The organism is Clostridium fungisolvens, from assembly GCF_014193895.1.
Lineage (GTDB): Bacteria > Bacillota > Clostridia > Clostridiales > Clostridiaceae > Clostridium_AR > Clostridium_AR fungisolvens.
In genome coordinates this window covers 99,090-124,389 of the sequence record NZ_BLZR01000001.1, presented here as the reverse complement: position 1 = coordinate 124,389, position 25,300 = coordinate 99,090, and the positions used below count along the sequence as shown (strand labels likewise).

Annotated in this window: 23 protein-coding genes and 2 pseudogenes; 3 read left to right on the top strand and 22 right to left on the bottom strand. The window is 33.8% G+C overall.

Features of this window, described 5'->3' with window-relative positions:
* Window positions 1-131: 131 nt before the first annotated feature.
* The 8 genes from bsdtw1_RS00530 to bsdtw1_RS00495 form a co-directional block, all read right to left on the bottom strand.
* Complete coding sequence (locus bsdtw1_RS00530) at window positions 132-482, bottom strand: DUF1048 domain-containing protein (protein WP_183275656.1); 351 nt, start codon at window positions 480-482, stop codon at window positions 132-134.
* Between the two features lie 9 nt (window positions 483-491).
* On the bottom strand, window positions 492-839 hold the full coding sequence (locus tag bsdtw1_RS00525) for a DUF1048 domain-containing protein (RefSeq protein ID WP_183275655.1): 348 nt from the start codon (window positions 837-839) through the stop codon (window positions 492-494).
* Entirely contained in the window at window positions 839-1,162 is a 324-nt protein-coding gene (locus tag bsdtw1_RS00520) for a PadR family transcriptional regulator (protein ID WP_183275654.1), read from the bottom strand. Before bsdtw1_RS00520 ends, bsdtw1_RS00525 begins: the two co-directional genes overlap by 1 nt.
* Window positions 1,163-1,433: 271 nt before the next feature.
* The gene (locus bsdtw1_RS00515) at window positions 1,434-2,618 is read right to left on the bottom strand and encodes an MFS transporter (protein WP_183275653.1); all 1,185 of its coding nucleotides are present in this window, start codon (window positions 2,616-2,618) and stop codon (window positions 1,434-1,436) included.
* A 27-nt stretch (window positions 2,619-2,645) separates the two neighbouring features.
* Entirely contained in the window at window positions 2,646-3,134 is a 489-nt protein-coding gene (locus bsdtw1_RS00510; RefSeq protein ID WP_183275652.1) for a PTS sugar transporter subunit IIA, read from the bottom strand.
* Between the two features lie 41 nt (window positions 3,135-3,175).
* Window positions 3,176-4,501 carry a 6-phospho-alpha-glucosidase gene (locus tag bsdtw1_RS00505; RefSeq protein WP_183275651.1) on the bottom strand — a complete coding sequence of 442 codons (1,326 nt, stop codon included), beginning with the start codon at window positions 4,499-4,501 and terminating at the stop codon, window positions 3,176-3,178.
* Between the two features lie 81 nt (window positions 4,502-4,582).
* Window positions 4,583-6,163 carry an alpha-glucoside-specific PTS transporter subunit IIBC gene (locus bsdtw1_RS00500; RefSeq protein WP_183275650.1) on the bottom strand — a complete coding sequence of 527 codons (1,581 nt, stop codon included), beginning with the start codon at window positions 6,161-6,163 and terminating at the stop codon, window positions 4,583-4,585.
* Between the two features lie 343 nt (window positions 6,164-6,506).
* Window positions 6,507-7,271 carry a MurR/RpiR family transcriptional regulator gene (locus tag bsdtw1_RS00495; RefSeq protein WP_183275649.1) on the bottom strand — a complete coding sequence of 255 codons (765 nt, stop codon included), beginning with the start codon at window positions 7,269-7,271 and terminating at the stop codon, window positions 6,507-6,509.
* A gap of 256 nt (window positions 7,272-7,527) precedes the next feature.
* On the opposite strand from bsdtw1_RS00495, the gene bsdtw1_RS00490 reads away from it, so the two are divergent.
* A complete protein-coding gene (locus bsdtw1_RS00490) occupies window positions 7,528-8,217 on the top strand; it encodes an acetylglutamate kinase (RefSeq protein WP_244638082.1) in 690 nt (229 codons plus the stop codon).
* Between the two features lie 154 nt (window positions 8,218-8,371).
* Here bsdtw1_RS00490 and bsdtw1_RS00485 read toward each other — a convergent pair whose 3' ends face one another.
* From bsdtw1_RS00485 to bsdtw1_RS00475, 3 genes are all read right to left on the bottom strand, one after another.
* Window positions 8,372-9,580 carry an HD-GYP domain-containing protein gene (locus bsdtw1_RS00485; RefSeq protein ID WP_183275648.1) on the bottom strand — a complete coding sequence of 403 codons (1,209 nt, stop codon included), beginning with the start codon at window positions 9,578-9,580 and terminating at the stop codon, window positions 8,372-8,374.
* A gap of 256 nt (window positions 9,581-9,836) precedes the next feature.
* Window positions 9,837-10,088, bottom strand: coding sequence for a hypothetical protein (locus tag bsdtw1_RS00480; RefSeq protein WP_244638237.1), 252 nt, complete (start codon window positions 10,086-10,088; stop codon window positions 9,837-9,839).
* 159 nt (window positions 10,089-10,247) lie between these two features.
* Complete coding sequence (locus bsdtw1_RS00475) at window positions 10,248-10,859, bottom strand: TetR/AcrR family transcriptional regulator (protein ID WP_183275647.1); 612 nt, start codon at window positions 10,857-10,859, stop codon at window positions 10,248-10,250.
* Window positions 10,860-11,154: 295 nt separating this feature from the next.
* On the opposite strand from bsdtw1_RS00475, the gene bsdtw1_RS00470 reads away from it, so the two are divergent.
* On the top strand, window positions 11,155-12,123 hold the full coding sequence (locus tag bsdtw1_RS00470) for a quinone oxidoreductase family protein (protein WP_183275646.1): 969 nt from the start codon (window positions 11,155-11,157) through the stop codon (window positions 12,121-12,123).
* A gap of 271 nt (window positions 12,124-12,394) precedes the next feature.
* Here the strand turns inward: bsdtw1_RS00470 and bsdtw1_RS00465 are convergent, their stop codons facing one another.
* The 10 genes and pseudogenes from bsdtw1_RS00465 to bsdtw1_RS00425 form a co-directional block, all read right to left on the bottom strand.
* Window positions 12,395-15,997, bottom strand: coding sequence for a carbohydrate binding domain-containing protein (locus bsdtw1_RS00465; protein WP_183275645.1), 3,603 nt, complete (start codon window positions 15,995-15,997; stop codon window positions 12,395-12,397).
* 56 nt (window positions 15,998-16,053) lie between these two features.
* Window positions 16,054-16,215: pseudogene (locus bsdtw1_RS00460) on the bottom strand (IS3 family transposase); the annotation flags it as partial.
* A 76-nt stretch (window positions 16,216-16,291) separates the two neighbouring features.
* Window positions 16,292-16,459 carry a hypothetical protein gene (locus tag bsdtw1_RS00455; RefSeq protein WP_183275644.1) on the bottom strand — a complete coding sequence of 56 codons (168 nt, stop codon included), beginning with the start codon at window positions 16,457-16,459 and terminating at the stop codon, window positions 16,292-16,294.
* Window positions 16,460-16,592: 133 nt separating this feature from the next.
* Window positions 16,593-16,952, bottom strand: a complete 360-nt coding sequence (locus bsdtw1_RS00450; protein ID WP_183275643.1) for a helix-turn-helix domain-containing protein — start codon at window positions 16,950-16,952, stop codon at window positions 16,593-16,595.
* Between the two features lie 878 nt (window positions 16,953-17,830).
* On the bottom strand, window positions 17,831-18,595 hold the full coding sequence (locus tag bsdtw1_RS00445; RefSeq protein ID WP_183275642.1) for a DODA-type extradiol aromatic ring-opening family dioxygenase: 765 nt from the start codon (window positions 18,593-18,595) through the stop codon (window positions 17,831-17,833).
* Window positions 18,592-19,248 (bottom strand): alpha/beta hydrolase, encoded by a 657-nt coding sequence (locus bsdtw1_RS00440; protein ID WP_183275641.1) that lies wholly within the window; start codon window positions 19,246-19,248, stop codon window positions 18,592-18,594. The genes bsdtw1_RS00445 and bsdtw1_RS00440 overlap by 4 nt, the downstream gene beginning before the upstream one ends.
* A 128-nt stretch (window positions 19,249-19,376) precedes the next feature.
* Window positions 19,377-19,550, bottom strand: a pseudogene (locus bsdtw1_RS23675) (CDGSH iron-sulfur domain-containing protein); the annotation flags it as partial.
* A 3-nt stretch (window positions 19,551-19,553) separates the two neighbouring features.
* Window positions 19,554-19,925, bottom strand: coding sequence for a rubredoxin-like domain-containing protein (locus bsdtw1_RS23385; protein ID WP_205245296.1), 372 nt, complete (start codon window positions 19,923-19,925; stop codon window positions 19,554-19,556).
* Window positions 19,926-20,503: 578 nt separating this feature from the next.
* A complete protein-coding gene (gene rlmD, locus bsdtw1_RS00430; protein WP_183275640.1) occupies window positions 20,504-21,871 on the bottom strand; it encodes a 23S rRNA (uracil(1939)-C(5))-methyltransferase RlmD in 1,368 nt (455 codons plus the stop codon).
* Window positions 21,872-22,268: 397 nt separating this feature from the next.
* Complete coding sequence (locus tag bsdtw1_RS00425) at window positions 22,269-22,631, bottom strand: DUF1540 domain-containing protein (protein ID WP_183275639.1); 363 nt, start codon at window positions 22,629-22,631, stop codon at window positions 22,269-22,271.
* Between the two features lie 394 nt (window positions 22,632-23,025).
* Between bsdtw1_RS00425 and bsdtw1_RS00420 the strand changes: the two genes are divergently transcribed.
* Window positions 23,026-23,370 (top strand): hypothetical protein, encoded by a 345-nt coding sequence (locus bsdtw1_RS00420; RefSeq protein WP_183275638.1) that lies wholly within the window; start codon window positions 23,026-23,028, stop codon window positions 23,368-23,370.
* Window positions 23,371-23,836: 466 nt separating this feature from the next.
* Here bsdtw1_RS00420 and pyk read toward each other — a convergent pair whose 3' ends face one another.
* Window positions 23,837-25,255 carry a pyruvate kinase gene (gene pyk, locus bsdtw1_RS00415; protein WP_183275637.1) on the bottom strand — a complete coding sequence of 473 codons (1,419 nt, stop codon included), beginning with the start codon at window positions 25,253-25,255 and terminating at the stop codon, window positions 23,837-23,839.
* Between the last annotated feature and the right edge of the window lie 45 nt (window positions 25,256-25,300).

Sequence of the window (25,300 nt, the reverse complement as noted above, 5' to 3'; positions counted from 1 at the left end):
GTTTAAGAATATTGTTTAAGTTAATTCTTTGCGTAAGCTCATTAAAGCGTCGGATGATTAACCAATTAATTTTAACACAGTGCTTTAACACCACCTAATTTAAATGCTACAAACAGTATTTTGCTTCTAATTTACTTTGTTTTATCCGTAGCCTTTTTCATGGCCTTGCTAACTTTTTGGTCAACAGATTCTTGGTAGATGTCAGCGTAAGTTTTTGAATCTTTAATTAGTTCGTCGCAGAAAGCTGCTACATCACTTCCTGTTACTTCGAGAACGTCTTTTCCAAAAGATGCACCCTCTTCAAAAAGATCGATGATTCCAGAGAGTAACCCTATGCCGTCGGTTAGTTCAACAGGCCCCACCTTAAAAAGATATTTTTGAATTTCTTTATAAACAATCTGATAATCTTTTGGAAGCGCTTTGACACGTGCCACGTGAGCTCTCCACTCTTTTTTGCCTTCTATGATATCTTGTATACCCATTTTATCCTCCTATTTACCTAATTTTTTAGCAATATTATTGTTCAGTTGTTTGCGCCATTTATCACGATATGAATTCGCCTCTTCTTCGCCTACTAGCGCTGAACAGAAGCCTTTGATATCATCACCCAAAGCCTCTTGTACACTCTGACCGTCCGCAGCAGTTTCTTCCAGCAAACCAAGCACACCATCAAGAATTGGCATTAAATTGCGGCCGGTAAAATCTGAGTGCTGCCAAAGATTAGTTTTAATTTTTTCCCATGCAGCTTGATAATCATCTGGTAGCTTCTTAGCTCTTGATTCAAAACTTTTGAATTCTTTAGTAATATCACTTCCCGTAATCTTTTCCCAAAAATTCATTATTTCCTCTCCTTTAACTCATTGATTTTTGATGATACAAATTCCCATTTTGCCCAAAACTTCTTCAATTCCTCACGTCCTGCATCATTAAGAGTGAAAAACTTTCGCGGAGGTCCCATATCGGATGGCTTCTTCGTAGTTTCCACCAGCTTGTTTTTCTCTAGCCTCACCAATATTGTATAGACTGTGCCATCTACAACATCTGAAAATCCAAGTGCATTCAATCTCTTAGTAATCTCGTAACCATATATCTCCTCATGGCTGATTATTTCAAGAACACAGCCTTCTAGTACACCTTTCAGCATTTCTGTAATATTTTCCAAATGCATCACCTCTTCACTATCTAGTATTACTGGTATTCAGTATTACTTACTACAGCTATATAGTATCACGTAGTAGTACCAGTGTCAATATAGTGCGTTCATTGTTTAAGTTTATTTTTAACAGTGGATTTTAAAACTAAGCTTTTTTAACCCATCTGACTTTTCGAATGCATATAAAAACTCAAGCTCTTTTTCATTATACTTTATGAAGCTTTATCATTCATTTAGGTTTCCTATACAGCAAAAAACTGCCGTAGAACGAATTTCTAACTCATTCTACAACAGTCCCTTTATAAACAATATCACATTTTTTCAAAGCATTAATTAAAACAAACGCTAAAGCTCCCAAGCTAGCTGCAGTAAACAGCGTGGTGCTAGGGCTAAAATATCTTGTCATAACCCCTGCACCTGCTGGAACCAGCAGTGATGACACCCCAGTAAAAATACTTAGCGCAAAAAGCTGACCTGTTGCTTTCATCTTTTCACTGGTTAATCCATATATTAAGGTTTGTGAGGTAATCATCACTAATGGGGTTGTTAACATTTGAAACGCACTTAATGCAATAATCTGCGTTATGCTGCTACTCATTCCCAATAAAACAAATTGTATAGTTAGAGCCAAAGCCGAAACCTTTAACAAAGAATAATGGTTAAACTTTCTTAAAAAGTAACTGCCAAATAAATATGTTGGAATTTCTATCATAGATTGAATTGACCACTTATAGCCGATTTGTAAATCTGTAGCTCCAATTGACAGCATTTTATCTACAACTGCTGTATTATTGGTTATAATGACACAGTACATTAAGAAAAGGATAAAAACTAATAAGCTATACCTTTTATTTAAAATAAGTTCTTTTATATCAGCTAGTCCTAGCTTTCCAGTACTTTTATCCGTATGTCTATCTACATCCTTTATAAAATGCAAAACTCCTAGTGAGATTATACATAAAATTAGGATTCCATTACCTACACCATTATAACCAAATCTTGAAATAATGGAGGATAAAATAATACTACCAGTTGCCCAGCCTATTGATCCAAAAGTCTTTATAAATGAAAGATTCTTTCTTAAATATTTATCAGCTCCAAGTACCCATGCATCGCACAAGCCACAGGTTGTATTTACTAGTCCACCACTAAATGCAATTACAATCACATGATATATGAAAAATTGTGTTTCCATTCTGTAAAACAAATAGGTTGAAACCGCATAAATCATCAAAGCCGCTACTACAAACTTCTTTATTGAACTATACTTGTCACAAAGAAATCCAAACAGCATCTGAAATACAATGGTGGTAAATGCATAGGAGGATAAAAGTATCCCCCTTTGCATAGAGTCATAGCCAAGCTTAGATAAAAACGGCGTAAATTGTGTCATAGCAAATGAGAATGCCATATATAGAAGTATATATGAAAATGCATATAAATATTTTTGTTTACTTTTTTCCACTTCGTTACCTGCTGTCTCTATTTATAATTATATAATCTTACATTCTATAATGCTGCTTTCAGCTGTAGTTACCTGCTCACCAATAGCGCATTTATTAAGGTCACACTGCTGCTCTCCTACTATGATTACCGGTGTAATAAGTGATATTCCTTTTGATTCAATAAAGGCACGGTCTATTTTAATGATTGGAGTTCCTACTTTCACTTTCTTATCAACTTCAGCAAGTATAGTAAAACCTTCACCGTTTAAAGAAACAGTTTCAAGACCAATATGAACAAGAATCTCCAACCCATTCTTAAGTTTCATAGCAAAGGCATGTTTAGAAGGTACAACTGTAGTAATCACACCATCGCAAGGTGCACACACCACATCTCCTGTTGTATCGATAGCAACACCATCACCAAGCATCTTCTCAGAAAACACGCCATCCTTCAAATCTTCTAGTGCTACACACTTGCCACTAACCGGCGCCTTAATTACACAATTTGAACTTGTCTTCTTAAAAAAATCAAGCATACCACATACTCCTTAATTTATTCCTATATTTTAAACCGTGCTTATTTTAACTCTGGCCAGTAGCCTTTATTAGCTTCAATTAAATCATCTAATATCAGCTTTGCAACCTTTGAACTTGGAACAGTCTTTGACATGGTGATAGCTTGCCATAATTTTTGATAAGAACCTTCAATCCAAGCTTCGACTGTTAATTTTTCAGCTGCAACTTGCTGCTCCATTAACCCCTTTTGGAAGGTTGGTATAGATCCCATTACTAAAGGTTCATATCCATCTTTTCCTACAATACAAGGTATTTCAACCATAGCAGTACTATCAAAGTTCTCGATTGAACCCTTATTTTCAACTATTAGAAGCATTCTTTCCTTTGTGTTATATGCAAGAGCTCTCGCTAGATCAATAATATAAGAAGAGTGTTCTGTTGCCACTTCGAAGTAACCCTTTGAAGTTCCTTCTTCAGCAATCTTTCTACAAGTTGTAAATACTTCTACTTCTCTTCTATCCATAACTTCATTTGCTCTTGTATACTCTTTGTTAGCATGTTCTACAGTCTCATCTGCCAATAAGTAATATTTCAAGTAAGTGTTAGGTAAGGTTGTTGGCTCAATTTCTAAAAGCTCTTTTGCTGCTCTCATTGCTTCAAGCCAGCTTTCTTCCTTGTGTTGACCAGCTGGATAATCTTCCTCATAACCACGCTTACTTACATGTTCTTTGATTTTTTCCATTAAATCATTTCCGTCTTTATCTACAATACTTGTCCACCAACCAAAATGATTTAGACCATAGTATCTTACTTCCATGTCTTTTCTTGATTTTAGCTTCAACACTCTTGCCATTATTTCTTCAAGACAAACTGGCATATCACAAATATTTATGATTCTTGAGTTTGGTCTTAATCTTCTAGTTGCTTCTGCTACAATAGCTGCTGGATTTGAATAGTTTAACATCCATGCATTTGGTGAGTATTTTTCCATATAATCAATTAATTCAATTATAGGACCAATTGATCTCATACCATAAGCTATTCCACCTGGTCCGCAGGTTTCTTGTCCAACTACATCATATTTTAATGGAATCTTTTCATCCATTTCACGCATTGCGTATTTTCCAACTCTAAGTTGAGCCATAACAAAATCTACATCTGTAAAAGCTTCTTCAGGATCTGTTGTGTAAGAAAAGTTAACCTCTGGAGCTCTTTCTGCAACGATCACTTTACAGGCTTCAGCTAGAACTTTTTGTCTCTCTTCATCGTTATCATATAATTTGATTTGTCTAACTGGAAATTGCTCCATATTTGCTAACAAAGTTGCTACGATGCCAGGTGTATAGGTACTTCCTCCACCTGCAATAAGTACTGAATTCTTCTTCATATTTTCAACCTTCTTCCATTAATAGTATTATTATATAGATCAATCACTTCTTACTTAAATTTATATCTTCAATAAGGTAGTTTATTTATATACAGTCAATAAATTTTCAAACTCTTCTCTTACAGAAGGAACAGATAATCCAACTATAACTTGAATTGCATCTCCGTTATTAACCAAGCCATGTGCACCTGCTTTTTTAAATTCTGTAGCTGGAGCAATTTTAGCTGGGTCCTTTACTGTAAGTCTTAATCTTGTTGCACAGTTAGTAACATCCACTATGTTTTCTTTTCCTCCTAATAATTCTAGGAAACTTGCGGCTTTTATAGCATTTTGATTTAATTTCTTACCTTTTCCTTCTTCTTTCATAGCATTATATTCCTTTTTAGAATATAACTTTGTTTCTTCTTCATCAGTCTCTCTACCTGGTGTTTTTAAGTTTAATTTTTCAATTAAGAATCTAAATACAAAGTACCAGATAAATGAGAATATTACTCCGATAATAACTTGAGTTAAATATGTGTTAAAGTGGAATTTTCCTAGTGGTATCCAGTTTACTGCAAACCAGTTAATGATACCTCCTCCAAAGTCACCAACAACTCCAAATTGAAAGGCTATTGTAGAAACTGTTGCTGCTAATAAAGAGTGAACTAAGAATAATACTGGAGCTATAAATAAGAAAGTAAACTCTATTGGTTCTGTTACACCAGTTAATATTGCTGTTGTTGCAACTGGAATCATTAATCCTAAAACAGCTTTTCTCTTTTCTGGTTTAGCAGTTTTTAAGAATGCAAAAGTTATACCGATAGAACCAAATACTTTCGACATACCTGATAGTGAGAATCCAACTGGATACATTTCTTTTAAAGATTTTGAGGATGTAGCAAAATCCCCTAAATGTTTTACCCAGTAAGCAGCTGTACCTCCAGGTACAATTGCGTTATCGTATACAAATGGTGAATAAATAAAGTGATGTAATCCTGTTGGTATTAGTATTCTTTCTAAGAAGGAATATACCCAAACTCCCACAGCTCCTGAGGAAATGAAGAATCCTTGCATAGAGCGCATTCCTATTTGCACTTGTGGCCATAAAATTGCGAAAGCAAAGGCAAGAGGAATCATCACGAAAAATCCTAACATGTATATAAAGGTTGAGCCTTTAAATATCCCTAAAGCTTCTGGTAATTCTATATCGAAATATTTATCATGAATATAAATTACGATTCCTGAAATAATTAAAGCTCCGATCATACCAGTATCTAGGGTCTTAATGCCTGCAATCATTGTTAGTCCACTTGAACTTCCTGTTGCAGCCTTCATATCAACTCCAAAGCTTGAACCCCAGTAAGTTAAAATTTGTGATAGGAAGTAGTTAAATGTAAGATAAATAACAATTGCTTCTAAACATGCTCTCGCATTTTGTTTTTTTGCGAGTCCTATTGGTAAACCGATTACAAAAAGTAGTGGAAGTTGCATGAATACTGTCCATCCACCTTGAGCTATGATATTCCAAAACTTAGCCCAGTTTCCATCTGGATTAGCCAAACTTCCCATAACTGCTGTATTAGTGAATAGAATTGCAAAACCAACCACAATACCTGCAAAGGCAAACAGTAGCGTAGGAGTGAACATTGCTCCACCAAAACGCTGAATTTTTTTCATCATTATGAATTACCACCCTTCAAATTTTTTTCAGGCCCGATAGCTATATAATAACTAGATTAAATTTCCTTTTCAATACTTGTAATCGTTTTAGGTACAATGTATCAATCCTGTGTTTAATCACATTATCTGTGATTTTTCACAGCGCTATCTGAGATCTAATAAAAATCTCCTAACCCATTTAAGTATCTAGGTTTATTAAACCCAAAAAATTTATATTTTCCTACGAAAAGCATAATCTCTTTTCATTATGCTTTGTGAAGACTTTACCTTCATGGACAGTTCCTATACAGTAAAAAAACAGTCCTTTCATATTAAATGAACGAAACTGTCTCTATTATTTCACTTATTTATTTTCTCTTAGCTTTTTATAAATATTATAATTAACAAACAACATCTCAACAATAATACGTAAAATTACTGTTGATTCATAGGATCTATGATCACTATTAATGTTCACTACTGATGTTGTAATATATATATTCTCATCACTTAAACTGGCAAGAGCATTATCCTTTAATTTTGTAATAGACACTACTTTTACATTGAGAAGCTTTAGCTTTTTGGCCAGTTCAACAACCCTACTGGATTCACCACTTAAAGATATTAAAATAACCAAATCATTTGGATTTACTAAACTAAAGAAAGCTGGATCAATACTTAAGTCCTCAAAATCATAAATACAATCCCCACCATGTAAAAACATCCTTTTTAGTTCTTTAGCAACCTCCATTTGGATATCCCCTGAACCATGTACAAATACTCTATTTGCTTCATATATCAATTTACATACTGCACTAAAATCTTTTTTCAATATATCATTTATAGCTTTCTTATAGCCTTCGCATATCACCTTAACAGGCTCAGTTTCCATCTCTACATGCTCACTAGTCTCCCACTTTAAATACACCTTTAATTCACTAAAGCCTTTCAAAGAAAGCTTTTGAGCAAATCTTAATATAGTCGTCCTGGACACATTGCACAAGCTGGCTAGTCCCTCAATACTTAGATCACTGCATTTCTTTTTGTTATTTGCGATATATCTCCATATGTGAAAATCATTAGGCGTTAAATCATCATAGTACTTGTTCACTAATTCTTCCAACTTCATTTAAAAGAGCCCCCCATAATCCTGTCATATGCTGTATATCCTGTATTTTAGCACAAACTTTTTTAGTAAAATACAGATTACTTATCAATATATGTTAAATCTTATACAAGCTATATTATACAGCAGATTTATTGAATACGCACTTGTCTATTTATAAGGCAACATAAAACACATTTTCCCATGGCTATAAACATAGGTAACACTGCTGATACTATAAACATAATATAGTAATAAAATAATAAAAATGGTGATATTTATGTACCCATATGAAGTATTCTTCCAATACAATAATGTTTATCCATCTGATTACTCTTATTTTCAGACACCTTGGTACAACAATACTAATTTTATCTATCCCTTATACTGGAACAACTTTCAAAGAAACGATTCCATCTCGTCAGGAATAATTAATTCAGCATTAGAGTTATCAAACAAAATTCGTGGACTATGGGAACAGCATACTGTGTGGACAAGAGCTACCATCGTCAGTATGGTATTTGACTTACCGGATGTAAATTTTGTTACTAACAGACTTCTTCAAAACCCTGAAGACTTTGGAAATGCCTTTAGAGTATACTACGGCGACAAGATTGGTTCAAAGCTTAGAGATCTGATAAAAGAACACCTGGTAATTGCCGCACAGCTTGTGAAAGCAGCTAAAGACGGAGATAACAAAGCTGAGGCTGAAATTGAGAAAAAGTGGTATGCCAATGGCGATGAGATTGCTGCTTTTCTTGGAAGCATAAACCCTTATTGGTCCGAAGAAACTTGGAGAAGGATGTATCGTACACACCTTGGACTAGTTAAATCAGAAGCTGTTAATTTACTTACTAAAAACTATTCTGCTGAAGCCTCTGTATATGACGAACTCGAAAGACAAGCCTTAGAAATGGCTGATACTATGACACAAGGTATTATTAACCAGTTTCCAATAAATTTTAGATAACATATTAATAAGGACAAACGATATTTTACATCGTTTGTCCTTATTATTAAGTAAATGATATTATATCCCATAAATTAAGTAAATCATTGTAGATTTTTTAATGTTCTTATCAAAGAGTACATTTTAAATTATCTATCACAGAATTTTTATTTTATCATCTGAAAACAAAATCAATATCCTCTGTTATCTGAGCATCTATAAAGCCTGCATCTTTCATGCCATTTAATATATCCATAGCTTCTTTGTGTTCCAAAGCTTTTCTATATGGTCTCTCTTCAGTAAGTGCCTCATAAATATCCAGACAGGCTATAAGTCTTGAATTAAAATCTAATTCATCTGCAACTTTCCCCAAAGGATAACCTTGTCCATTTAACTTCTCGTGATGATTTGATGCCCATTCAGTAATATCTTCAAATCCTTTTATCTCCTGTAATGCCAATCTTGTAAAATATGAGTGTTTTTTTATAACATCGAACTCTTCAATTGTAAGCTTATTTGGGCTGTCTAAAATATTATTAGGCACTGCCAGTTTACCTATATCATGCAAGTCTGCAGCAATAATTAATTTCATCTTTTCATCAACATTCATCTTGTAATAATCAGCCATCACAGCTGCTTTTTCTGATAGATCACTTGAATGTCTTTGTGTAAATTCAGATTTTGAGTCTATTATCTTTGAAAATACATCTGTTATCTTTCTAATTTCTTCGAAGGAAATTTCCATACTATATTGTGGTACATCCTCTTTTAATACTTTATGTATATACTTGTCTTTTAAATTTCTCCAGAATTCCTCATCCACTGCAAAATTGTTAAAGATATCTACTAGTCTAGATGAGAACATCTTATTTCTTTGTTTATTAATTAATTCAACTGCCCTATTTTGCATCTCATGATCATTATTTTCAAAATGAAAATTAGACTCCAGAACATCAGCCATATGTATGATTTGAGACATTAATGGTATCTCTTCGAACTTTAAGTTAAAATATCCGGTTCCATCATAGTTTTCGTGATGATACTTTATAACATCTTTAACATCAGTTAAAAATGGATATTTACTCACATTTTCTTCACCAATTGTACAGTGTTCCTTAACTCGTTCAAGGCTTCTTACATTTATCGAATCAACCTTTAAATATCTATCGTGCAGGCTCTTTTCACTAACTCCATTATCATGCAGCATCGCAAGTGCAACAATATCATGCAGTTCTTTGAAGCCCAAACCAAGTTCCTTTGCAATCCTAAAAGATATATAGGCAGTTCTCTTTCCGTGGTTTGAAGTAACACCTAATATATCCATCTCTACAAAATCCAATGTAAAAGATACAGCCATCAAAAATTCATTTAAATTAAACAGCACCTTGTCCTACCTCAACTTTTCTATTAGTATACATATCATTAAAATTCTTACATTGTTCCGAGCAAAACATCCAAACTTTAAGGATTTTTGTGAGAGCAAAATATAATAGAATTTTTGATTTAGATATAGTCTCTTATTTTTATCTGTGTTTTTAATAAAATCACATACTATTGAGAATCATTTTTATTATAACACACTAACTTAATAAAAGTAACCATGTTATTATATTACACTAATGTTAGGATTTATTATTCTTCTATATGATAATAACTATAAAGTTTATTTTTCTACCAAAAGTAGGTTCACCTTTGGGACCTAAAATAGATTTAACAATTACTGAATTTTCTCTAAGATATTCAAAAAACTTTACCATAAATGGAAGAGGTTCATTTGTGGTATCTATGTTCATCATGTTGATTGAATCAAGATGCTTAGTCTCATCTTCAATTTCCTGTATGCTTTCATTTTCAATCTTCTCCAACAAGTCATACTTGTCAGCATAGTGCATATAGAAGGTTCCTCTGTTTATATTCGCCCTTTGAGTTAAGTCAGTAACTGATATATTAATGCAATAGAAAGCCCTTATTTTCAAGGGCTTTTAGCTTTTTTGAAGAAAACGTGATGGAATTTATCCTATTTTGGACCTTACCATCAAGTTAATCTGTATCTATCTCTGCGGTAAAAATGTCAAGCAAAGCTGTTCCAAAAACGATTCGGGTGAATAACCACGTACATCCTTTTGAAATATATAGGAGTCACCTTTTAATAAGGCATATACCAACATATCCGCCCTAAAGACGTTGTTGGGTTCGTTCTGTTCACTTGCAGTCATCTCACTTAATAATTTAACAACTATTTCATGCATTTTATTGTATAGAGGAGTTTGCGTTATGGAATTAGATCTATTGTTAATTGCACTACCATCAATTTCTGTCAACAGTTGATGATTTTTATCACCAAAACAAATAAATAATCTGAGAACCTCTTTCAATCGCTGACCAGGCGCATCGGTATGGTGTTCTATCAAATACTTATCAATATCTTCAAAAAACTTAACAAAATTATCTCTTTTTAAATCTAAACATAGCTCACTTTTATTTTTGTAGCGGCGATAAAGGGTTCCCGGACCGATTTGTGCTTCAATAGCAATTTGATTCATACTAACCTCTTTAACACCATAATGCTCAAAAAGTTTCTGTGCCGCAGCCAATATTCGCTTACGGTTTTCTGCAGCATCACGACGTTCAGTCCTTACATTGGTGTCTTCTCCACTTTTCACTCTATCACCTCCTGATTGAAAATTTATTAATGGCCATTGACAACAGGAGACCTCTCCGTTTATTATTAACAGGAGAGCTCTCCGCTTATTATCAAAAAGATATTTTTATTATAACACATTTGAAAGAATGATATAGATTTAAAAATGAATCAAACCATGCAATATGTTTCAGAATACTTAATGTAGCTATAAATGGATTTATTGTTCTGCTTATAGTAAATGGAAATGCTTACTATGACTTGTTCTATCGAAAGTAAGTTGTCACAAATGCTCATAATAAAGGAGGATGTTTAATATGAAAGCAGCAGTTATTAATAATTTAGGAGATATTCCAAGGTACGATGATTTCCCTGATCCTGTTTTAAATGATGGTGACGTTACTGTTAAAGTAGAGGCTGTAATATTGGATTTTGCAGTGAAAGCTCTTGCAGCAGGTGATCACTTTGCTAGCAAACAATTCTATCCAAATTTACCAGCCGTTGTCGGCCATGGTGGCGTAGGTTCTCTAGAAGATGGGACACTTGTAAGTTTTCGAGGCATAAAGCCTCCATATGGTTCTATGGCAGAAAAGGTTGTGATACCAAAGGCTTACGCAACTCCAATTCCACAAGGCGTGACTGCAGAGCAGGCAGCAGTTATTCCATCTGCAGCATTAAGTTCTCTCGGGCCTCTTAGATATGTCGCAAAGCTTCAACCTGGTGAAACTGTACTAATTAACGGTGCTACCAGTGTTTCAGGTATGCTTGCCGTACAGATTGCAAAGTATCTTGGAGCAGGAAGGGTTATCGGAACAGGAAGAAATCCAGTATCAGGCGAAAAGCTTAAGGAGTTAGGGGCTGATGCCTTTATTAACCTTAATCAACCGGATGAGAACATAGTAGAAGACTTAAAAAAAGAAGCAGGAAACGGCTACGATGTGATACTTGATTATCTCTGGGGCCACCCGGCAGAAGTTATAATAAACTCCTTTACTCCAACTGCACTCGGTGCTCCAAGTAAAAGAACTCGTTTCGTTCTCATCGGAGGATTAGCAGGATGGACCGCACAACTCCCAGGTCAAAGTTTAATAACTTCAGGCCTTGAGATTTATGGAATGATGGGTGCACAGACCCCACCTGATGCTCTTGTTGAGGGTACTAAGCTTGTATGGGATATGATAAAGAAGGGTAAATTAAGCATGGACATTGTAAAGTATCCGCTTAAAGATATTGAAAAAGTTTGGCACATGGAGGAACATGGTAAAAGGATAGTTATTGTCCCATAGATCTCAAATTAGAATAATAGAAAATCTCCATGCACTGAAGATCAAGTAAAAAACGGACAGAAAAGTCCACTCTTTCGGCCCGTTTTTTTAACTCAGTTTTATATCAAGTGATCATTAAAAGTCATAAAATTATTTGAAATAGGCTTATTTCTTTTCTACTTCGTTTCTCTGTTGAGAAACTCGTATAAATGTGCTCAGCAGACTAAATACCAATAATGCAAAAATGACATGTGGCCAGGCTGCCACATGCCATTCTTACCTTATGAATAAACTACTGTTCCTTCACCAATGAAAAATCTGATAAAGTTATAGTTGATGTAGGAGTAGTCGCCCCATCAATCAGACCCATAGATACTACCATTGTTATATTCGTATCAGTAGGATCATTCACTGTAAACTCAGCTACTACATCTTTCGTCACATCTTTTGTTAAAGCAATATCTGCTCCACCATACCAGCCATATGTTGCTGTAAGCATAGCCAGTTTAATTGTTCTTGCTTCTGTTGAATTAGCCTTAAAGGTTACTTTATATTTTCCTCCCTTTTCCAGCGTAATCCCACTCTGCTTGAGCTGAACATTCCAGTCAGCTGATCCTACATTGGTTATACAATAAGTTGCCTTGTTATCTGTAAATGCTGATGTTCCCTGTCCTGGTGCAGTAATTGCACTTTCCCAGCCATCGCTGCCAGTTGCAAAATTAGAATTCTTCAACAAATTTTCTCCAACAGGTGTCACCTGTACCGCTGGTGCATCAATCTTTTCCAGATTAATATTATCAATACAGATCTGATGCTGGGTTGTAATCTGAGTTCCACCTACAGCACCCATAGAGATACTTAATATGGACTTAAGATCTGTTGGTTTCTTCATCTGGAAATCAATTGTAAATGTCTGATAATCATTTGTCAGATTTACAATTTTCTCTCCGGAATATGGATCCCAGTTATTATCAGCACTGCCATCTCTCTGAATTGCAAACATCAGCTTTCTGTTCAAACTTGATTTTGCTTCCAGAGTAAGTCTGTACCACTGGTCTTTATCCAGTTCCACATTATTCTGCTTTAACTGAATCTTCCAACCCTGATCTCCTGTATTTTTAATGGTAAAAGCTGCTGCATTTTGCTCTGTTAGGCTGTCTACTACATAAGTTGCGTCTGCACTCCCATCAACATATGGATCATATCCTGCCAATCCTGCATTAAAGCTTCCGTTCTTAATCAGTGTATCCTCAACAATACGAATCTCATCTAAATAATAAACGCCCGGTTCGTTGATTGTAAATGCAATATCATTTACCCCGCTTGTAGCTGGCATTTTGAATTTATAATTATAGAGATTATTTTTTCCATCAAGTGCAGCATCAAAAGTCTTACCTGCGACTGCTGCCTGAATGCTCTTACCAGATTCTCCCTCAGCTTTGAAACTCAATGCATAATTTGTACCTGCTGTTAATGCAAGTCCGTTCTGTGAAATCACAACCGGATTCGCATCTGTTGTTCCTTCTAAAGCCTCAATCTTTAATCTTCTTCCATCCTCTAATGGTGTGACAGAAGCCTTACCATTCGCTGCCTTGATATTCCAGAAGCCCAGGTGATTGGTTCCTTCCTGGAAATTAGCATTGTAAACGTAGTTACCATCTGCAAGTACTGTTTTCGCTTCATTAGAGCCATCAGACTGTGAAATCTTCTTCAGCGTTACATTGGTGATATGGATACTCGCAGTGGAACCTGCATTACCCATATTAAATTCCATACGCCCGTTTGCATCATCATCCTGTTTCATGGAAAAATTAAAAGTATATGGGCTCTTTTCTGTTGTTAAGTTAAGTCCTGTATCAGCCATATAACGGACATAACCATTATTTGGTCCTGTCACGGCTACCTTCATTGCTCTGGCATCATCTGCCCATGCATCAAACGTAACCTGATAAGTTCCACCCTTTTTCAATGGAATATTAGGCTGTACCAGCTGTACACTGTAATCTGCAGTTCCACCATTGGTGGTATTAATATCAATCTTGTTATTATTTATTTCCGCCTTTGCATCTCCTCCTACAGCTGCAAGAAACTTCCAATCTTTATCATCTGTCAGATTTTCTTGGGTTGCAAAATTACCATTGATAATATAGTTTCCATCTTCAGCCGGGTCTCTAAAAGTGACACTGTTTTCAGGTTTTGTTACATTTTCATCATAACTATCCTTCTGATATACTTTTACATAATCAATACTATAAGCCTGATTCTCAAAATCTGTAGTTTCATCTGGATTTCCAACCCAGCTTCCACCAACTGCAAGATTTAATATCATATAGAATTGCTGATCAAATGGAGCCGGGTAAGTAATCTCTCCCTGACCTTCTGTTCTGGAATACCAGTTATCTTCACTATGGTACATAACTCCATCCATATACCAGTTGATCTTACCTGGAAGCCATTCTACAGCAAAGTCATGATACGTATCAGAAAATGTATCATTACTTAATGTAGTGGTTCCCTGAGATTGATTATGAGGATTACCATAATGAATGGTTCCATATAATTTCGATGTATCTTGTCCCATTACTTCTGCCGCATCAATTTCGCCACATCTTGGCCATTGACCATATTTATTCTCATCTGTAGGCATTAACCAGAATGCTGGCAGATATCCTTGTCCTTTAGGTACCTTGAGTCTTGCCTCAAAAATACCATACTTAAAGTCTTTTTTATTCTGTGTATTAATACGACCTGATGTGTAGGATGTCACTCCATTCTCATCAACAGTTTTGATTGGTTTTATTACTAATTTGCCGTCTTCCAAATAGATATTTTTATCAGAATCAACATATTTCTGTTTTTCTGCATTTACCCATCCGGCATCATGTGTTTCTACGTTCCAGTCATCTCTGTTTAGTGTTGTCTCATTAAAATCATCCTGCCACTTTAATTTATAACCTTCATAAGACAATTTTTGTGCAACCTCTCCCTGATTCTCAAATGTCATCGTTACTAACAGAGTTACATTTCTTCCAGCAACTGTAATGTCTTTGGTTGCTGTGATTGTCTTGGTTGCTGTGCCTGTTTCTGCTGCATAGGCTCTGCTCATACAAATATCTGGAACCACTGCACCAATCATTGTGATTACTAAAAGAAATGTAAATAATTTTTTACCCTTTTTCTTCTTTACAACAAAAACAATTAAGCCTGCACTTATGAGCACAATGCCTACCCACAATTCTTTATGACCAAAGATGCCAATCTTTGTATTATTTACGTTCAGCCCTTCCACTTGGTCTGACTTTTCCGTTGGTGATACAACGCTTGTTTCTCCATTTTTCGGTGTTGATACAACGCTTGTTTCTCCATTTTTCGGTGTTAATACAACGCTTGTTTCTCCATTTTTCGTTGGTAATACAACACTTGTTTCTGCCTTTTTCGTTGGTAATACAACACTTGTTTCTGCACTTTTCGTTGGTAATACAACACTTGTTTCTCCATTTTTCGTTGGTAATACAGCACTTGTTTCTCCATTTTTCGTTGGTAATACAACACTTGTTTCTGCCTTTTTCGGTGTTAATACAACGCTTGTTTCTGATGTATGTCCTCCAGCAATCTGTGCGATGGTATAGATCCGCTCTCCCGAAGAACCTTTCCCATCCTCTGTTACATACCCTTCCGGCATCTGTACTTTGATTTCAATATTTGTCAATGGATTTGTACTAAGATTATTCACCTTGACAATTTCAGTGATATTATCACCGTCTGAATATCCAGATTTGTCTGTTTGCACCGACAATTCCGGCTGTCTGTTTGTATCTTCAGCAGCAAATACATTCATCGTCATTGTTGCCATAAATAAAAATACAACCGCTACTATTTTACTTATTTTTGACACATCTACTCCCCCTTCTCATCAAACTATGCTTTTTTACTATACGCCATTATATTAGATCTATATTTTAGAGTTCTAAATTGAGCTTCTGAAAATGAGTTGCCATTGCTTACTCTAGGTCTAGAATATGATGATAAAACGCCAAGAACCTCTAGTTTAGCCTTTAATGTATAAGACTTCATTGGAGCTCCGTTATCAGAATTAAGCACTAGAGAATTCTTTTACTATTAATAATTAGTGCATCAAGAAAACTATATGAGAACACACCCTTGGAACTAATTTCTTCATTGCATGATGTCAAGTAATTTCTTGTCCTCTTAGAAATAATAATGCTACATCTTGAATTGCTTGTACTATACTAAATCCTTCTCCATGCCAATTATCTGGCAAATGTTCTTCTACATCATGGCAAAAAAATTCACCAGCACCAATGATGATATCCTTTACAATCAACTCATCATTCATCCTATTTCCTCCTACTATTAAATTTAACTTCTGTAATTTAAGTAATTTCATCTTAATTATAGCCTCATAAAATTAAGAATTCGTTGTCTTTTTTAATGTAAAAAGGTTAATTTTTAGCTTCTAAATACTTTTCTCAAACTATTAATTTATTTTTACACTGATTACTAAAACCTTTACAGTATTCCCTAGGATTAACCTTATATATATCTCTAAAAGTCTTAGTAAAAGCTTTATTATCAGGAAACCCATTATTAATTTCTATATAAGTTATAGAATAATCTGTATAAATCCAATCTTTATATGCACTTTCTAACCTTAGACTATTTAAATATTTTACAAATGGAATTCCCATTATAACATTATTCATTGATAAATTTTGAGTGGAATGCACCTCATTTAAATTTATTACCATTAAATCATCCTTGGTTAATTCATATTTTACAGAATTAATAAATACATCTAATCTACCTGCTACTACATACAATATTTCCATTTCTCGTTAGAATCGCACTTGCTACACTACCCACCTCACTGAAAGGTGAAATTATTCTTGACTTTTGAACTTTTCTTGACTTTTTATATAATATTTTTTATATCTCTTGTTCCATTTACTTACCTCCTTTAATTTCTAATGTAATTATTAAACAAGTACTTTTCAGACAATTAATATATAATTATATTAAATTAACTACCTTTTTAGAGGAATAGTATAAAGTTACGATAAGATAGTAAAAAGTTACTGATATTACGAGTTAAAATAGGCTGTTGGACGGGTTGAGTATACCTCAGTCAGATATGTGATATCTTGCACTTCACAAAGAAGGAAATTACTTGTAATTATATTATTGCACTAAATGGAGTTCTAACCTGCAAAACTAGTGATTATTCAGTTTCTGTAGCTTTTAAAAAATCTCTTGCTTCCCAACACCCCTCACCCCCCCATTTCTTCGTGACCGATTAAAATAAAGTTCTTGCTTTTCCCTTGCTCCTATCCCGTATTAAAAACAATATAAAAAGCAAAACCTTATTTAAATTCAAATAAAGTCTTGCTTCTCATTCTTACATTTATTCTTTCTATAACCTCGCCTAAGCGTTGCGGTGTCTTGCTTTAACCCTTGCCTCTATTCTCCCTTAATCCTACTCTCCTAATCTCTTAAAGCTTGCCAAAAGCAAATGTTTATTTTAAAAATCAGAAGATTATTTGAAAGAGCAGGGGATATTTAGAGGGCTACAGTTTCCTTTTCAGCTTGACTACCGTATCCACGTGTGTTGTCATAGAATTATGATACTAATACGCAGAAATATTAATTTTGCGTAAAGATATACCCCCTAAAATCAAGGGGGTCGTAGATCAATCCATATTTCTGTACGTTAAAACTCAAAACATATATAACTTAAAGTTCCATATGCATAGCTTTGGTGTAAAAGCTTCGGCTTATCTCTGTTACCGCTTCCCATGGCTATAAACATAGGAACTATGTGCTCCTCACGTGGTACTGCTCTTTTTGCATAGGGTGCTAACTGTCTGTAGTTAAACAAGGTCTCCTTATCATTATTTTCTACCTTTTCAATAAGCCAGTCGTCAAATTCCACTGCCCATCCTTCTGCTTTTTCTGAATTCCAGTTAACTGTAGCAAGATTATGAACAGTTGAACCGCTTCCAATTACTAAGATATCTTCTTTTCCCAGATCCCTGATGTCTCTTCCTATTTCATATTGCTTTTCCATAGCGAAAAATGGATTTATTGATACTTGAACAATGGGTATATCAGCTTTCGGATACATTAAATAAAGTACATCCCAGGCACCATGATCAAGACCTCTGTTTTCATCAAGCTTGCTTTCAATACCATTAGTCCTTAACATAGATTGCAGTTTTACAGCTACTTCTAAAGAACCTTTAGCAGGATATCTTATAGAATATAATTCTTTTGGGAACCCATAAAAATCATATATCATATCATAGGTATTGTTTAAAGATGAAATTGTTGTAATTTCGCTTTCCCAATGTGCTGTAAATATGACTATAGCTTCCGGGGTTAATTTTTTGCCTAAGTCTTTAAGAAAATCAGTATAATCGTTTTTTTCCACTACTAGTGTCGGTCCACCGTGGCATAAAAATATTGAAGAAATCATTTTTTCACTTCCTTTTGTCTCTCATCATTTAACCATCTAATCACATCATTTATATTTTTTAGAGAAACTTCATGTCCGGAAGGATATGTTTTAAAGCTTACATTTCTACTTCTCTCTCTAAAAAATTCATAATTATCTTTACCAATATCCAGAGGAAATATTGGATCAAACTCACCATGTGAAATAAATACTGATACATCTTCAACTGATTTTATCTTATATTCTTCCTTAACAAATCTTGGTATATATCCACTTAAAGCTGCAATACCTTTGATTTTGTTACCCATAACAAGCGCCAAAGACATCGAAAGAATAGAACCCTGGCTAAATCCTAATAAATACTGCCTATTATTATCAATGGGATAAGCTACTGCCGCATTGTGTATAAATTCTTCCAAGCTTTTTACTGCTTTATCAAAGGACTCTCTGTCCGGATTTCCATAACCTTTTATAGAAAAATAAGCAAAACCTCTTCCTTGGATTATAGAACCTCTAATTCCTATAAGAATAAAATCATTTTTAAGTTCTCCTATTAAACTAAGTATATCCTCTTCATCACTTCCCATACCATGCATGGCGTAAATCACTGGGTATTTCTCTCCTTCTTTAATGTTGCGGGGAAGATAAATTTTATATGTAAGTTGACCATCCATAAATACTCCTCCATTATTCACTAAGCTACAGTATTACAATTAGCTATTTAATATTTGTCCTACAATTAATTCAACGAATAAAATTGTATAAAGCCTATGTAAAAAATACATGGGCTTTTGAAAACCAATTATTTAACATCTTTGTGTGAACCACCACAGTATAGAGGATTCTTTGTCTGCTTGCATGCATATAGATAAGCAGTTCCATCCTTTTTAGCAGTAAATGCCATAGGCGTAAATGAAGTGCCTTGATGTGATCCATCACAAAATGGCTGCTCGCCGCTCCTTTCACATGTACAGTAATACTAAGTTTCTCCCTTTTTAAGCTCAACAGGAATAGGTAATTTTCCTGAAAGTTCAGTCTTTGATATCTGCTTAATAATCCATGCTTCATTTTTAGCTTGATTAAAGGCAGCTACACATTTAGGATCTAGGTTGTCTTCTATACCTTCCTTGCTAAGAGCTATTATCTTCTCAGATAAAGTTATAATTTCCATGTGTATTGCATTTGTCTTGTCTGAACGGTATATCTTTTCAGCAGCTTCACTGCTAAGCTCCTCAAACTTATCTGGTCCTACACCGCACTTAGGACATTTTTCTGGAGCAGCCTCACCTTCAAATATAAATCCACAAACTGAACATTTAAATAATTTTTTCGTAACTTTCCTCCTGCTAATTTAATATTTTTTTAGAATATCTTTAATTTACTTCATATATATTATTTATTAATAATTATTATTTTACATTTTTATTATTTTGCTTATTCATTACAATGTCAATATATTTTAATAATTTTTTTAAACTGTTTAGTATTTATTAGTATTCTATCCCTTAAATAAAAATATTATTTAATTTTATATTGATATGCACACCCCTTTATCAAAAATCCATAGGAGTGTGCATGACCAATATAAAAATCAATAAATCTAAACTGCAAACCTTAAAATTTCCCACTCACTTTTCTCAAAAAACAGCAAAAGCCCCTGAAATCAGGGGCTTTCTATTGTATCAATATTATAAGGCGAGTGGAATTAAACCCACCTGATATTACTATGTATCCTCAAATTTATATATCTACTACTAAACAACTCTATCATTCATATAGAAATACGCAAAACCTATACCTTAACTCAAATACCTTTAATTCTGCGTATTTATTAGGCCCCTTTAAGTAAAAATCCCCTCAATCAGTTCGAGGGAACATAAAACTCAATTCAACTTTTAATAAAAAACCTTCAAAGCCTTTGATATCAGCCTATTTTCTCTCTATCCTAACAACTGTCTCCACGTGGCTAGTCTGAGGAAACATGTCTACAGGTTGAACTTCAACAGTCTTGTAGCCTAATTCTTCAATTATTGCAAGATCTCTAGCCAAGGTACTTGGATCACAGGATACATAAACTATCCTCTTTGCATCTATTGATGTTATTGCTTCTAATAGTTTTCTGTCACAACCCTTTCTTGGTGGATCTACTACGACAACATCTGCTTTTATTCCTTTAGCTATTAGATCAGGTATTACCTTTTCTGATTCACCTGTAAAGAATTGTACATTATTTACTGAGTTTTCTTCTGCATTTATCCAAGCATTATCTATAGCTTCTTTTATTATCTCTACTCCGTATACCTTTTTAGCTTTCTGAGATAAAAATAGAGTTATGGTTCCTGTTCCACAGTAAGCATCAAAGACAGTCTCTTCTCCTTTTAAGTCTGCAAATTCTAAAGCCTTAGAGTACAAAACTTCGGTCTGAGCAGGATTTACTTGGAAGAAGGATAGTGGAGATATATTAAATTTAAACTCACCTATGTAATCACTTATGTTGTCTTCTCCCCATAAAGTTATGGATTCTTGTCCAAGTATCACATTAGTAGCTTTACTATTTATATTTTGTATTATACTTTTAATTCCTGATACATTATTTTTTATTATATTTATAAATTCTTCTTTATGAGGCAATACTTTTCCGTTGGTCACAATTACCACCATCACTTCATTTGTTTTAAAGCCTCTTCTTATCATTATATGTCTTAATACTCCACCTTCATCATAGTTCCCATCTACGAAATACGGTCTAATATTATGATCTTCTATCCATTTTCTTGTTAGTTTTACTACATTATCTGCAACCTCATCTTGTATGTGACAGCTTTCCATATCTATTATTTCATGGCTTCTAGGCGCAAAAAAGCCTATGCTTAACTTTCCATTCTCTAATCCAATTGGAAGCTGTACCTTATTTCTATATCTATAAGGATGTTCCATACCTATTGTATCAATTACAATACTAGCATCTAGCTTACCTATCTTTGTTATACAATCCTTAACTCTTTCAGTTTTAAATTCAAGCTGCTCTTTATATGATGTATGCTGAAGTCTGCATCCCCCACATCTCTTGTATATAGGACAAACTGGCTCTACTCTCTCTTTTGAACTTTCTAAAGTTTCTAAAATCTTTCCATAAGCATAATTCTTTTTTACTTTTATAGCTCTTACTTTTACTTTCTCACCTTTTAAAGCACCTTCCACAAACATAGTAAAGTTTCCCTCTAGTTTACCTATGCCTTCACCCTCATAACCTTGTGCTACTATATCTACAATATATTCTTTATTTTTTTCTATCATTAAAATTCACCTCAGTGTAATTGCTTTATAATTTCCATTATTTTTTCACAGTAAAGAGTTTATGAGCCTTTATTCTATAAACTCTAACCATACATACCTATAAATTGTCCTTTATATAGTGGATTATGTCAATATAATTTATAAATACAAATTTTAATATTAAAGGACTGAGTATACGATGTTTAATTTAACATCTTCTTCAGTCCATAATTAAAGATGAAACACTTCAATCTGAACTCTATTTTCAAAGCTCTTCTGGATTTTGAGAAGAGAATTTGAAAATAGAAATATAAGTATGAAGCGGTTTATCTATATATCTATTTAACTACTAACTAAAAACATATAATTTATTCTTAAACAATTGATTTACCTTACAATAATATATACAAGATTATCTCTATCTTTCTACAAAAGTTTCACACTGTGTGCTTAATTGACTTACTGAATGCTCTCCATTAATAAGGACATTAGGAGCATGACAATTTTCATTTTCATTATAAACGCATCTTACGGCTCCACATTTTATACCAGGACTCACTGCTATCTCATTACCAGAAAATATTTGCATGAGCTCTCCAGTATAATTTGTGTTAGTCATACTCACCACTGCGTTTTTGAAGTTTTTTTCTGCAAAAGTAGAGCATATTGTACCTTCTGAACTATGTGCATTATTCCCTTTTATGTGGATTACTCCAGCAGTACAAAAAGCACCTGTTACGTTATTCACACAATTTTCAGCATTACAACTAAGCTTCGCCATATTAATCTCTCCTTTGTTTAATATAATTATAGTTTTATCATTTATATTATTAAAAATTCGCTAAAGCAATCTTCTTTAGTGGATTTTTTGCGCATCTGCCTTTTCTGAACGTATGTAAAGAATCTTACAGCTGACATATTTTCTTTTTTATTCTTTAACTTATATTATGTCCTAAGCTACTTCACATAATTATGGATGTGCTACAGATATAATTGAGGTATAAATTCCTAAAGAATAAAAACTTCATTCTTTATTGAAAAATAACGGTTAAGGGTTCTAATATACTGCCAAAAGATGTATAATAAACCTAAGTAAAGGATTTCACCACTTAAAAAATATATATAACTAATCTATACGAAATCCTTTAGGGTATTAAGGGGGGGAAGTATAATTAATGGTTATTTTTATTTTAGGTATAGCAGCAGTAATGATGATTAGTGCGTTAGCTATAAAAATTTTTATCTTATTTAAATATTTCGAACAAAAGGAAAAAGAAGTTGCAATAACCCAACAAGATGGAGTTTTCACAGCTTATAAAAACTTAAATGAAAAGGGAATTTTTTCTGAGAATCAAGTAGAGGAAATAATTTCTCAATATAAAAAATCTGAAAGTGAAAAAAAGCTAAACGAAGAAAAAGAAGCTTTATTAAAATTAAAAGATATGAAAATACTATCCGAGGAAGAATATAACGAAAAGATGTTTATATTAGAAGACCTATACAAATGCGGAAAGATATAAATTTCTAAAGAATAAAAAAATCGCTGAAGCGACCTTCTTCAGTGAGCTTTTTTAACGCATCTGCCTTTCCGAATGTATATGAGGAAAATCTGGCAGGCGACATAAATTTTACTTTTTACTGTTTACCCTAAATAGCTGCTCTAACCACTTGATATTACTAGGTTTAATTACCAAAAAATCATACACTTTTCTTAACAGTAAAAAAAAGCGCACCTATATTACTTAGGTGCAAGATTTACAGGATCAGTTGCCATTATATCCCTATTATTATTTTCACATATAAAAGAAAAAATATACAGACGAAAAGAAAAAATTTATTTTTAAATTTGTAAATTTTTTGTTAACAAAGTAAACAAATTAATACCTTTCTGTAAATTTTTCTCTTTTAAATAAGTATATTTCCTAAACTAAAAAACTTAAAAAAGTAAAAAATGAGTGCTAATTGCACTCATTTTTATATTAAAAATTATTCAACAACACTTATCTTTAATAGGTTTGTTGCTCCAACTTGATCAACAGGAACTCCAGCTGAAATTACAACAGTGTCTCCACTATTTAATAAACCTCTAGCTTTAACTGTTTTAACTGAACCTTCTATTATCTCATCAGTAGTTGTAGCTTTTTCAGCAACTATTGGATATACACCAAAGCTTAAAGCTAACTTCTTAGCAACTCTTTCACTTGGAGTAACTGCAAATATAGGACAATCTGGTCTGTTTTGAGAAATTCTCATAGCTGTAGCACCAGTTTGAGTTGAAGTTATTATTGCAGCAGCCTTTAATTCATGTGCAGCATTACAAGCAGCTCTGCTTATAACACCAGCTATTGCTGGTACATGCTTCTTAGCTGTAGAAACTGCTAATTCATAGCTTAATTTCTTTTCAGTTTCTTTAGCGATTCTAGCCATTGTTTGAACTGATTCTACTGGCCAGCTTCCATTTGCTGATTCTCCTGAAAGCATTATAGCATCTGTTCCATCAAGTATAGCATTAGCTACGTCTGATACTTCTGCTCTTGTTGGTCTTGGGTTTCTCATCATTGAGTCAAGCATTTGTGTAGCTGTTATAACTGGCTTTCCAACTGTGTTACATTTTTCAATTATAAGCTTTTGTACTGAAGGTACTTTTTCTATTGGAATTTCAACTCCTAGATCTCCTCTAGCAACCATTATTCCATCAGAAACAGCTATAATTTCATCTATGTTGTCAACACCTTCTTGATTCTCAATTTTTGAGAATATTTGGATATCACTTCCGCCATTTTCTACAAGAACTTTTCTTATAGCTTCAACGTCAGCAGCTTTTCTTATGAATGATGCAGCAACAAGATTAACTCCTACTTCACATCCAAACTTAAGGTCAGCTATATCCTTTTCTGTCATAGCAGGAAGTTTTATAGCAACTCCTGGTACGTTAACACCCTTATGAGTACCAACAACACCAGTGTTCTTAACAACACAGCTTATTTTGTTTCCTTCTACAGATGTTACTTCAAGTCCAACAAGACCGTCATCTATTAAAATCATGTTTCCTGGCTTAACATCATTTCCTAGTCCAGCATAAGTAACTGAACATTGAGTTGTGTCTCCAACTACATCTCCACCTGCATAGATTGTGAATTCTGAACCAACAGTTAATTCAACTTTGCTTGGTTCAAACTTTCCAGTTCTTATTTCTGGTCCTTTAGTATCAAGCATAACAGCTATTTGCTTATCATACTTCTTAGCTAAATCTTTAACTGAGTTTATTCTTCCTCTATGTTCTTCATGGTCTCCATGGGAGAAGTTGTGTCTTGAAACATTCATTCCTGCTTCAATAATTTGTGATAAAATTTCCTCTTTTTCACTAGCTGGTCCAATTGTACAAATAATTTTTGTTTTTCTCATGAAAATACACTCCCTCTTTCTTTTTAAACCCCAAATACATGTTGT

What these genes read in the sequence shown, in the direction of transcription:
- rlmD (WP_183275640.1), bottom strand. Translation starts at nt 21,871, where the DNA reads ATGATAGAAAAAAATAAAGAATATATTGTAGATATAGTAGCACAAGGT.
- bsdtw1_RS00445 (WP_183275642.1), bottom strand. Translation starts at nt 18,595, where the DNA reads ATGATTTCTTCAATATTTTTATGCCACGGTGGACCGACACTAGTAGTG.
- bsdtw1_RS00530 (WP_183275656.1), bottom strand. Translation starts at nt 482, where the DNA reads ATGGGTATACAAGATATCATAGAAGGCAAAAAAGAGTGGAGAGCTCAC.
- bsdtw1_RS00500 (WP_183275650.1), bottom strand. Translation starts at nt 6,163, where the DNA reads ATGATGAAAAAAATTCAGCGTTTTGGTGGAGCAATGTTCACTCCTACG.
- bsdtw1_RS00425 (WP_183275639.1), bottom strand. Translation starts at nt 22,631, where the DNA reads ATGGCGAAGCTTAGTTGTAATGCTGAAAATTGTGTGAATAACGTAACA.
- bsdtw1_RS00490 (WP_244638082.1), top strand. Translation starts at nt 7,528, where the DNA reads ATGTACCCATATGAAGTATTCTTCCAATACAATAATGTTTATCCATCT.
- bsdtw1_RS00455 (WP_183275644.1), bottom strand. Translation starts at nt 16,459, where the DNA reads ATGAATGATGAGTTGATTGTAAAGGATATCATCATTGGTGCTGGTGAA.
- bsdtw1_RS00480 (WP_244638237.1), bottom strand. Translation starts at nt 10,088, where the DNA reads ATGCACTATGCTGACAAGTATGACTTGTTGGAGAAGATTGAAAATGAA.
- bsdtw1_RS00525 (WP_183275655.1), bottom strand. Translation starts at nt 839, where the DNA reads ATGAATTTTTGGGAAAAGATTACGGGAAGTGATATTACTAAAGAATTC.
- pyk (WP_183275637.1), bottom strand. Translation starts at nt 25,255, where the DNA reads ATGAGAAAAACAAAAATTATTTGTACAATTGGACCAGCTAGTGAAAAA.
- bsdtw1_RS00440 (WP_183275641.1), bottom strand. Translation starts at nt 19,248, where the DNA reads ATGGATGGTCAACTTACATATAAAATTTATCTTCCCCGCAACATTAAA.
- bsdtw1_RS00505 (WP_183275651.1), bottom strand. Translation starts at nt 4,501, where the DNA reads ATGAAGAAGAATTCAGTACTTATTGCAGGTGGAGGAAGTACCTATACA.
- bsdtw1_RS00510 (WP_183275652.1), bottom strand. Translation starts at nt 3,134, where the DNA reads ATGCTTGATTTTTTTAAGAAGACAAGTTCAAATTGTGTAATTAAGGCG.
- bsdtw1_RS00450 (WP_183275643.1), bottom strand. Translation starts at nt 16,952, where the DNA reads ATGGAAATATTGTATGTAGTAGCAGGTAGATTAGATGTATTTATTAAT.
- bsdtw1_RS00495 (WP_183275649.1), bottom strand. Translation starts at nt 7,271, where the DNA reads ATGAAGTTGGAAGAATTAGTGAACAAGTACTATGATGATTTAACGCCT.
- bsdtw1_RS00470 (WP_183275646.1), top strand. Translation starts at nt 11,155, where the DNA reads ATGAAAGCAGCAGTTATTAATAATTTAGGAGATATTCCAAGGTACGAT.
- bsdtw1_RS00420 (WP_183275638.1), top strand. Translation starts at nt 23,026, where the DNA reads ATGGTTATTTTTATTTTAGGTATAGCAGCAGTAATGATGATTAGTGCG.